Source organism: Rhodanobacter sp. FW104-R8, from assembly GCF_001617365.1.
Lineage (GTDB): Bacteria > Pseudomonadota > Gammaproteobacteria > Xanthomonadales > Rhodanobacteraceae > Rhodanobacter.
Map to the genome: position 1 here is coordinate 1 of NZ_LVJR01000075.1, position 7,772 is coordinate 7,772.

The window sequence follows — 7,772 nt, forward strand, 5'->3', positions numbered from 1 at the left end:
CGGCTACGCCTGATGATCCATAGCCGAGAGCTATCGACCGGCATCGGAGGGGCGCATTCTCAACACCCTGCTAGGAACCGAAATGGATAGCTCGAACAAGTATTGGTTCCCGGCCAAGCGGTACGGCTGGGGTTGGGGTCTGCCGGCTCGGCGGGAGGGCTGGGCTTGCCTCGCCGTCTATGCGGGGTGTGTTGCGCTCGTCTTTCGATTCCTGCGGCCAGTGACAAGCCCCGTCATGTTCGCGATCAGCCTCGCACTGCTCACGGCCGGCCTGATCGCCGTGTGCTGGCTGAAGGGCGAACCGCCACGCCGGCGTTCGGGCAGCTGACCAGCACCGGCCATCGCAGACAATCCGGGATACCGGATTGAACTGCCGCGCACTTGCCGCAACACTCGCGGGCATGAAACATCTGCTCGCCCGCATCGCCATCTGCCTGTTCCTGCTGCTGCCGCCGGCAGCCGTCGCCCATCCTGCGTTGTGGGTAGTGAAGGACGCCGACACCACGATCTACCTGTTCGGCACCGTGCACCTGCTGCCGAACGACGCCAGCTGGCATTACCCGGCGCTGGATCGCGCGCTCTCGGACAGCCAGACGCTGTACATCGAGCTGGTCGACGATGATGCGGCGAACATGGCCGCGCTGGTGCTGCGCCACGGCATGGACCCGGCGCACCCGCTGTCGACCCAGCTCGGCGAGGCGGATGCGCAGCGGCTGCGCATCCTCGCGAACAAGGCCGGCGTACCCGGCGGCATGCAGACGCTGGACATGATGCGTCCGTGGCTGGCCGCGTTGACGCTCACCGTATCGCCGCTGCTGAAGGCCGGACTCGATCCGGCGCATGGCGTGGACAAACAGCTGAAGGCGCAGGTATCCGCCGTCGGCAAGCCGGTGCTGGGGCTGGAAACCGCCGAGCAGCAGATCCGCCTGCTCGCCGACATGCCGCGCGCCATGGAGCTGGACTTCCTGCGCTCGACCATGCGCGAGGCCGCAGACGACTCGGTCAAGCTCGCCGAGCTGATCGACGCCTGGAAGGCCGGCGACGTGGATGCCATCGCCCGCATCGGCAACGACGACATGCGCCGGCGCGAGCCCAGGCTCTACCAACTGCTGCTGGTGCAGCGCAACCAGGTCTGGGCGGCCAGGATCGCCGCGATGCTGCAGCAGCCCGGCACCGTCTTCATTGCCGTGGGCGCCGCGCACCTGGCCGGGCCGGACAGCGTGCAGGCGCAGCTGCGCAAGCTGGGCGTCGAGGCCGTGCGCCAGTAGCGGAATCGCCGCCGATGTAGGAGCGCACCCTGTGCGCGATGCTTTTCGTCACGTGACCAAGAGCTCGCGCACAGGGTGCGCTCCTACAAGAAGCGGGCGCTTTCTGGCACCATCGACCGGCTATCCCGCGCGCCGCGCGCCACTTCCCTGATCCAACCCCATGAACCTGCAAGCCAATTACGAACAGATCCCGCTAAAGGAGTACGCCGAGCGGGCCTACCTCGACTACTCGATGTACGTGGTGCTGGACCGCGCGCTGCCGTTCGTGGGCGACGGCCTGAAGCCGGTGCAGCGGCGCATCATCTACGCGATGAGCGAGCTGGGGCTGGCCGCCACCGCGAAGCCGAAGAAGTCGGCACGCACCATCGGCGACGTGATCGGCAAGTTCCATCCGCACGGCGATTCGTCGTGCTACGAGGCGATGGTGCTGATGGCGCAGCCGTTCTCGTACCGCTACCCGCTGGTCGACGGCCAGGGCAACTTCGGTTCGCCGGACGACCCGAAGAGCTTCGCGGCGATGCGCTACACCGAATCCAAGCTCAGCCCGATCGCCGAGGCGCTGTTGGGCGAGCTGGCCCAGGGCACGGTGGACTGGGTGCCGAACTTCGACGGCACCATGGACGAGCCGAGTTGGCTGCCTTCGCGCGTGCCGCACGTGCTGCTGAACGGCTCGATGGGCATCGCCGTGGGCATGGCCACCGACATCCCGCCGCACAATCTGCGCGAGCTGGCCAGCGCCTGCATCCGCCTGCTCGACGACCCGGACGCCACCGTCGCCGACCTGTGCGAGCACGTGCGCGGACCGGACTACCCGACCGAGGCGGAGATCATCACCCAGCGTGCCGACCTGCTGGCGATGTACCAGACCGGCGGCGGCTCGGTGCGCGCCCGCGCGGTGTACCGGCGCGAGGAAGGCAACATCGTGATCACCGCGCTGCCGCACCAGGTCAGCCCGTCGAAGATCCTCGAGCAGATCGCCGCGCAGATGCGCGCGAAGAAGCTGCCGATGATCGAGGACCTGCGCGACGAGTCCGACCACGAGAATCCGATCCGGCTGGTGATCGTGCCACGCTCGAACCGCGTCGACGCGGACGAGACCATGCAGCACCTGTTCGCCACCACCGACCTGGAAAAGAGCTTCCGCGTCAACCTCAACATGATCGGCCTCGACGGCCGGCCGCAGGTGAAGGATCTCAAGAAGATCCTCGCCGAGTGGCTGACCTTCCGCACCAGCACGGTCACCCGCCGGCTCAACCATCGCCTGGCCAAGGTCGAGCGCCGCCTGCACCTGCTGGAAGGCCTGCACATCGCCTACCTCAACCTCGACGAAGTGATCCGCATCGTGCGCAGCGAGGACGAGCCCAAGCCGGTGCTGATGGCGCGCTTCCGCCTCAGCGAGGAGCAGACCGACTACATCCTGGAGACCCGCCTGCGCCAGCTGGCCCGCCTCGAGGAGATGAAGATCAACGCCGAGCGCGACCAGCTGGAGGAGGAGCGCGCGCGCATCAACGTGCTGCTGAAGTCGCCGGCCAAGCTGAAGGGCCTGATCAAGGACGAACTGCGCGCCGATGCCGAAAAATTCGGCGACGCGCGCCGCTCGCCGCTGGTCGAGCGCCAGGCTGCGCAGGCGCTGGACGAGAGCGCGCTGGTGAGCAGCGAGCCGGTTACCGTGGTGCTCTCGCAGAAGGGCTGGGCGCGCGCGGCGAAGGGCCACGACATCGACGCCGACGCGCTCAACTACCGCGAGGGCGACGGCCTGCTCGCCGCGGTGAAGGCACGCACCACCCAGCAGGTGGCGTTCATCGACTCCACCGGCCGCGCCTATTCCACGCCGGCGCATACCCTGCCCTCGGCGCGCGGCAACGGCGAGCCGCTGACCGGCCGCTTCAGTCCCGCCGCCGGCGCCAGCTTCGACGCGGTGATCGCCGGCGACAATGACACCCGGCTGGTGCTCGCCACCGACTTCGGCTACGGCTTCGTCACCCGCTTCGAGGCGCTCACCGGGCGCAACAAGGCCGGCAAGCAGGTCATCACGCTCGGCGACGGCGCCCGCGTGCTGGCGCCGCAGGTCAGCGCCGACCCGGCGCGCGATCGCATCGTGGTGGTCAGCAGCGAGGGCCACCTGCTGATGTTCTCGGTGGCCGAGCTGCCCGAGCTGGACAAGGGCAAGGGCAACAAGCTGATCGAGATCCCCAAGGCGAAACTCGCCAGCGGCGAGGAGCGCGTGGCCGGCGTGGCGGTAGTCGCCGAGGGCAAGGGCGAGGTCACCCTGTACGCCGGCCAGCGCAAGCTGACCCTGAAGTGGGCCGACCTGGTCGAGTACGGCGGCAACCGCGCCACCCGCGGCGGCCTGCTGCCGCGCGGCCTGCGCCGGGTCGAGCGGATCGAGACCACCGCCTGAACAAGCGTCCACATGCATGCATGAATGGACAGGCATGCGGTAGGAGCCCGCTTGCGGGCGATGCCTTTGCGTTCCCCATCTAAGGCATCGCCCGCAAGCGGGCTCCTACGAGCGGCCGGAGGCTGATGCGGAACTTGTCGGCGGGCTGCCTTTCCAACAAGGGTGTACACGCCGGCGCGGCATCGCGCGTTGGATATGTGACAACCCCGGAGCGCGCATGAACATCCCAAGGCTTCTTCCCGCCCTGCTGGCCACTCTGCTCGTCGCACCGGCGTGGGCGCAGACCGCGGGCAAGCCGCTGAACCTGAAGCTGCCGCCCGGCGACCTCCCCGCCGCCGGCAGCACCACCGCCGCGCCGGCCCGTGACGCGCCCGGCGTGTACTACGGCGACACCAGCGGGCGCATGGGCAATACCGCAGCCGCCGCCGAAAGCCGGCCCGACTGCGACGACTCCACCTACAACCAGCCGCAGCTGCACGGCAGCGTCGGCATGGGCGTGGTCGGCGGCAACCATGTCGGCGGCAACTACCAGACCGGCACAGTCAACCTCAGCCAGCGCTTTGGCGAGTGCGACCACCCTGGCGGCGGGGTCAGCATCTCGGTCGGCGCCGGCAGCGGCCACTTCCACGGCCGCGGCCACTGAGCGAAAACCGCGTTGATGGCATCGCCCGCGAGTGACCGGCATCATCGCCAGCCGCGCCGGAAACGGGCAGCATGACGATCTTTACTGCGGAGCAACGGCCCATGCACGGCGAATACAAGATGCCCGGTGGCAAGCTGGTGGTGATCGACCTGGAGGTGCGCGACGGCCGCCTCGCCGACGTGCAGCTCAGCGGCGACTTCTTCCTCGAGCCGGACAGCACGCTGGCCACCATCAACCGCACGCTGGAGGGCCAGCCGGAGCACGCCGACGAAGCCGCGCTTGCCGTCGTCGTGCGCGACGCACTCGCGGCCGACGTGATGATGTACGGCATTTCGCCGGAGGCGATCGCGGTGGCCGTGCACCGTGCCCTGCAACAGGAGTCCGCCGCATGATCCGCACCAACTGGCGCGACCACGATTGGCAGCTGATCCACACCGCGCCGCAGTCGCCCACCCTGCACATGGCGCTGGACGACGTGCTCACCCACGAGGTCGGCGCCGGCCGCCGCGCACCGACCCTGCGCATCTGGGAATGGGCGTCGCCGGCGGTGGTGATCGGCCGCTTCCAGTCGCTGCGCAACGAAGTGGACGGCGAAGCGGCGAGGCGCCACGGCATCGAGGTGGTGCGGCGGGTCTCCGGCGGCGGCGCGATGTTCATCGAGCCGGGCAACACCATCACCTACTCGATCTACGCGCCGCAGACGCTGGTCAAGGGGCTGTCGTTCCAGGAAGCCTACGCCTTCCTCGACGCCTGGGTGCTGGAAGCGCTGGCCGAGCTGGGCATCAAGGCGTGGTACCAGCCGCTCAACGACATCACCTCCGAGGGCGGCAAGATCGCCGGCGCCGCCCAGGTGCACCGCGGCGGCGCGGTGCTGCACCACGTCACCATGGCCTACGACATCGACGCGGCGAAGATGCTGGAAGTGCTGCGCATCGGCCGCGAGAAGCTGTCCGACAAGGGCACGCAGAGCGCCGCCAAGCGGGTCGACCCGCTGCGCAGCCAGACCGGCCTGCCGCGCGAGGCGGTGATCGGGCGCATGGTCGCCACCTTCCGCCGACTGCACGGCCTCAGCGACGACAGCCTACGCGCCGACGAACTGGCCCAGGCCGCAACCCTCGCGCAAACGAAGTTCAGCAGCCCGGCCTGGATCGACGACGTCACCTGATGCCAAATGGCAATCAATAAATAAGTCGCGCGGGGCGGGCACTGCCCGCCGCTGCTTGGCAATGGCGTGTCGAAAAGCCGGCTGGCAGTGCCCGCCCGCAGCGAGGCGTTTCGCAACTTCGCCCGACCTGGCTGCGGATCACCGCCGCAACGATGCGGATGATGCTTGCGCCGCCACTCACAGCCGGCTGTACGACCACGACTGCATGTGGCCGTCCTTGTACGGCATCACGCCGTGGAACGGGCGCGGGTCGGCATCGAACACCAGCGGCAGGAAGTGGCGGTCGCCCTCCCACATCGGCAGCTCCATCAGCCGCGCGCGCGGCACCCATTCCAGCGTGCCCTCGTGGTTGGCCGTCAACGGCGTGCCGCTGTAGCGGTCGATCACGAAGATGAAACCCAGCCAGTCCTCGCCGTGCTTGCCGAAGCCGGGCCAGTTCAGCGTGCCGCGCAGTTGCATCGACTCGCACCCGATGCCTGCCTCCTCGCGGATCTCGCGGCGCATGCAGGCAGCGATGTCCTCGCCTGGTTCCATCTTGCCGCCGAGGCCGTTGTACTTGCCCAGGTGCAGGTCGTCCGGACGGGCGTTGCGGTGGATCATCAGCACTTCGCCGCGGTCGGGCGACAGCACGTAACCGAGAGTCGCCACGATCGGGGTGTAGGGCATGGTCGGGCACCAGGGAAAAACGCCAAGTTTAACGGCTGCCGGTGCGACCGTGCCGGCAGGCTTGCGCCAGCGCGGCCGGCCGGCGACCATCGGCGGATGCGCCCACCCGCTCCGCCCCTGCTCCACCTCTTTTCCATGCGCCGGCTGCTGCACGTGCTGTGGCCGTGGCTGCTGCTCGTTGGCGTGTCCGGCTGCACGCCGGATGCGCGGGCACTGGACAGCGCCGAGCTGGCGTTCGAGGGCCAGACCTACCGCGTCGTTCACCTGAATCTCAGGCACGAGCAACTGAGCCTGCACTGGCGCGAGCCGCAGAGCGGGCAGCCGTTCGGCAGCATCGAGACGCTGCGCCAGTGGGGCGAGCGGCGCGGCCAGCGGCTGCTGTTCGCCGCCAACGCGGGCATCTACGACCACAAGTTCGCGCCGCTGGGCCTGTACGTGGAAGACGGCAAGACGGTGGTGCCGCTGAACCTGGCGCACGGCAACCCGGCCTCGGGCAACTTCTCGCTGCTGCCGAACGGCGTGTTCGTGGTGTATCCGGACGGCCGCGCCGCGGTGCGCACCAGCACCGCGTACAAGGCCGACGGCAAGGCCGCGCGATGGGCGACCCAGTCGGGCCCGATGCTGCTGATCGACGGCAAGCTCAACGAGCAGTTCATCGACGACTCCGCCAGCATGAAGTGGCGCAGCGGCGTGTGCGCACGCACGCCGACCGAGGTGGTCTTCGCTGTGAGCGAAACCCCGGTGAACTTCCATGCGTTCGGACGGCTGTTCCGCGACAAGCTCGGTTGCCGCGACGCGCTGTACCTGGACGGCAGCATCTCGCAGCTGTACGTCGACGGCGAAGGCTACGCCGGGGCACCGGCCTTCATGGTCAAGCCGTACGCCGGCATCTTCGCGGTGTTCGCCGAGCCATGACGGCCCGCCGCCGGCGCGTCCTGCGCGTCCTGCCGTGGGCACTGCTGGCGCTGTTGGCGGCTGCCTTGCTCGCGCTCGGCTGGCTGCTCGCCGGCAGCCGTGCGCAGCTCGACGGCACGCGCCGGGCCGCGGGCCTGACGGCGCCGGTCAGCATCGGCCGCGACGCGCTGGGCACGGTCACCCTCGAGGGCAAAAGCCGCACCGACATCAGCTACGCGCTGGGCTACGTGCATGCGCAGGAGCGCTTCTTCGCGATGGACCTGATGCGCCGCGCGAGTGCCGGCGAGCTGGCCGCGCTGGTCGGGCCGGTCGCGCTGAAGGTCGACCTCGGACACCGCCGCCACCGCCTGCGCGCCGTGGCCGAGGCCGCCTACGCGCAACTGCCGCCGGAGCAGCGGCACGAACTCGACCGCTACCGCGACGGCGTCAACGCCGGCCTCGCCGGCCTGCGCGTGCGGCCGTGGGAGTACCTGCTGCTGGACAGCCGGCCGCTGCCGTGGCGTTCGGAAGACAGCCTCCTGCTGATCGCCGCGATGTACCTGGACCTCGACGGCGACGGCCGCAACGAACGCGAACTGCACATGGCGCAGATGCGCGCGGTGCTGCCCGGCGCGCTGGTGGACTTCCTGCTGGCGCCCGCCCCCGACTGGGAGGCGCCGCTGAGCGGACAGCTGTCGCGCCCGCCGATGGTCCCCGCCGCCGACGTGTACGACC

The 7,772-nt window shown here is 69.3% G+C and carries 8 protein-coding genes; 7 read left to right on the top strand and 1 reads right to left on the bottom strand.

Features of this window, described 5'->3' with window-relative positions:
• Positions 1-401 precede the first annotated feature (401 nt).
• The 5 genes from RHOFW104R8_RS11455 to RHOFW104R8_RS11475 all read left to right on the top strand — a co-directional run bounded on the left by RHOFW104R8_RS11455 (position 402) and on the right by RHOFW104R8_RS11475 (position 5,477).
• Positions 402-1,268, top strand: a complete 867-nt coding sequence (locus RHOFW104R8_RS11455) for a TraB/GumN family protein (protein ID WP_068096082.1) — start codon at positions 402-404, stop codon at positions 1,266-1,268.
• 160 nt (positions 1,269-1,428) lie between these two features.
• Positions 1,429-3,669 (top strand): DNA topoisomerase IV subunit A, encoded by a 2,241-nt coding sequence (gene parC, locus RHOFW104R8_RS11460; RefSeq protein WP_068096084.1) that lies wholly within the window; start codon positions 1,429-1,431, stop codon positions 3,667-3,669.
• Between the two features lie 217 nt (positions 3,670-3,886).
• Complete coding sequence (locus RHOFW104R8_RS11465; RefSeq protein ID WP_068096086.1) at positions 3,887-4,312, top strand: hypothetical protein; 426 nt, start codon at positions 3,887-3,889, stop codon at positions 4,310-4,312.
• Between the two features lie 71 nt (positions 4,313-4,383).
• A complete protein-coding gene (locus tag RHOFW104R8_RS11470) occupies positions 4,384-4,704 on the top strand; it encodes a biotin--protein ligase (protein WP_235604459.1) in 321 nt (106 codons plus the stop codon).
• Positions 4,701-5,477 carry a biotin/lipoate A/B protein ligase family protein gene (locus RHOFW104R8_RS11475; RefSeq protein ID WP_068096090.1) on the top strand — a complete coding sequence of 259 codons (777 nt, stop codon included), beginning with the start codon at positions 4,701-4,703 and terminating at the stop codon, positions 5,475-5,477. The genes RHOFW104R8_RS11470 and RHOFW104R8_RS11475 overlap by 4 nt, the downstream gene beginning before the upstream one ends.
• 177 nt (positions 5,478-5,654) lie before the next feature.
• On the opposite strand, the gene RHOFW104R8_RS11480 is transcribed toward RHOFW104R8_RS11475, so the two are convergent.
• Positions 5,655-6,143 carry an 8-oxo-dGTP diphosphatase gene (locus tag RHOFW104R8_RS11480; RefSeq protein ID WP_068096092.1) on the bottom strand — a complete coding sequence of 163 codons (489 nt, stop codon included), beginning with the start codon at positions 6,141-6,143 and terminating at the stop codon, positions 5,655-5,657.
• 135 nt (positions 6,144-6,278) lie between these two features.
• Here RHOFW104R8_RS11480 and RHOFW104R8_RS11485 point away from each other — a divergent pair, with 135 nt between their 5' ends.
• Both RHOFW104R8_RS11485 and RHOFW104R8_RS11490 read left to right on the top strand, forming a co-directional pair.
• Positions 6,279-7,058 carry a phosphodiester glycosidase family protein gene (locus RHOFW104R8_RS11485; RefSeq protein WP_201028774.1) on the top strand — a complete coding sequence of 260 codons (780 nt, stop codon included), beginning with the start codon at positions 6,279-6,281 and terminating at the stop codon, positions 7,056-7,058.
• Positions 7,055-7,772, top strand: a 718-nt coding sequence (locus RHOFW104R8_RS11490; protein WP_161487802.1) for a penicillin acylase family protein, incomplete at its 3' end; no start/stop codon positions are given. The genes RHOFW104R8_RS11485 and RHOFW104R8_RS11490, both read left to right, overlap by 4 nt.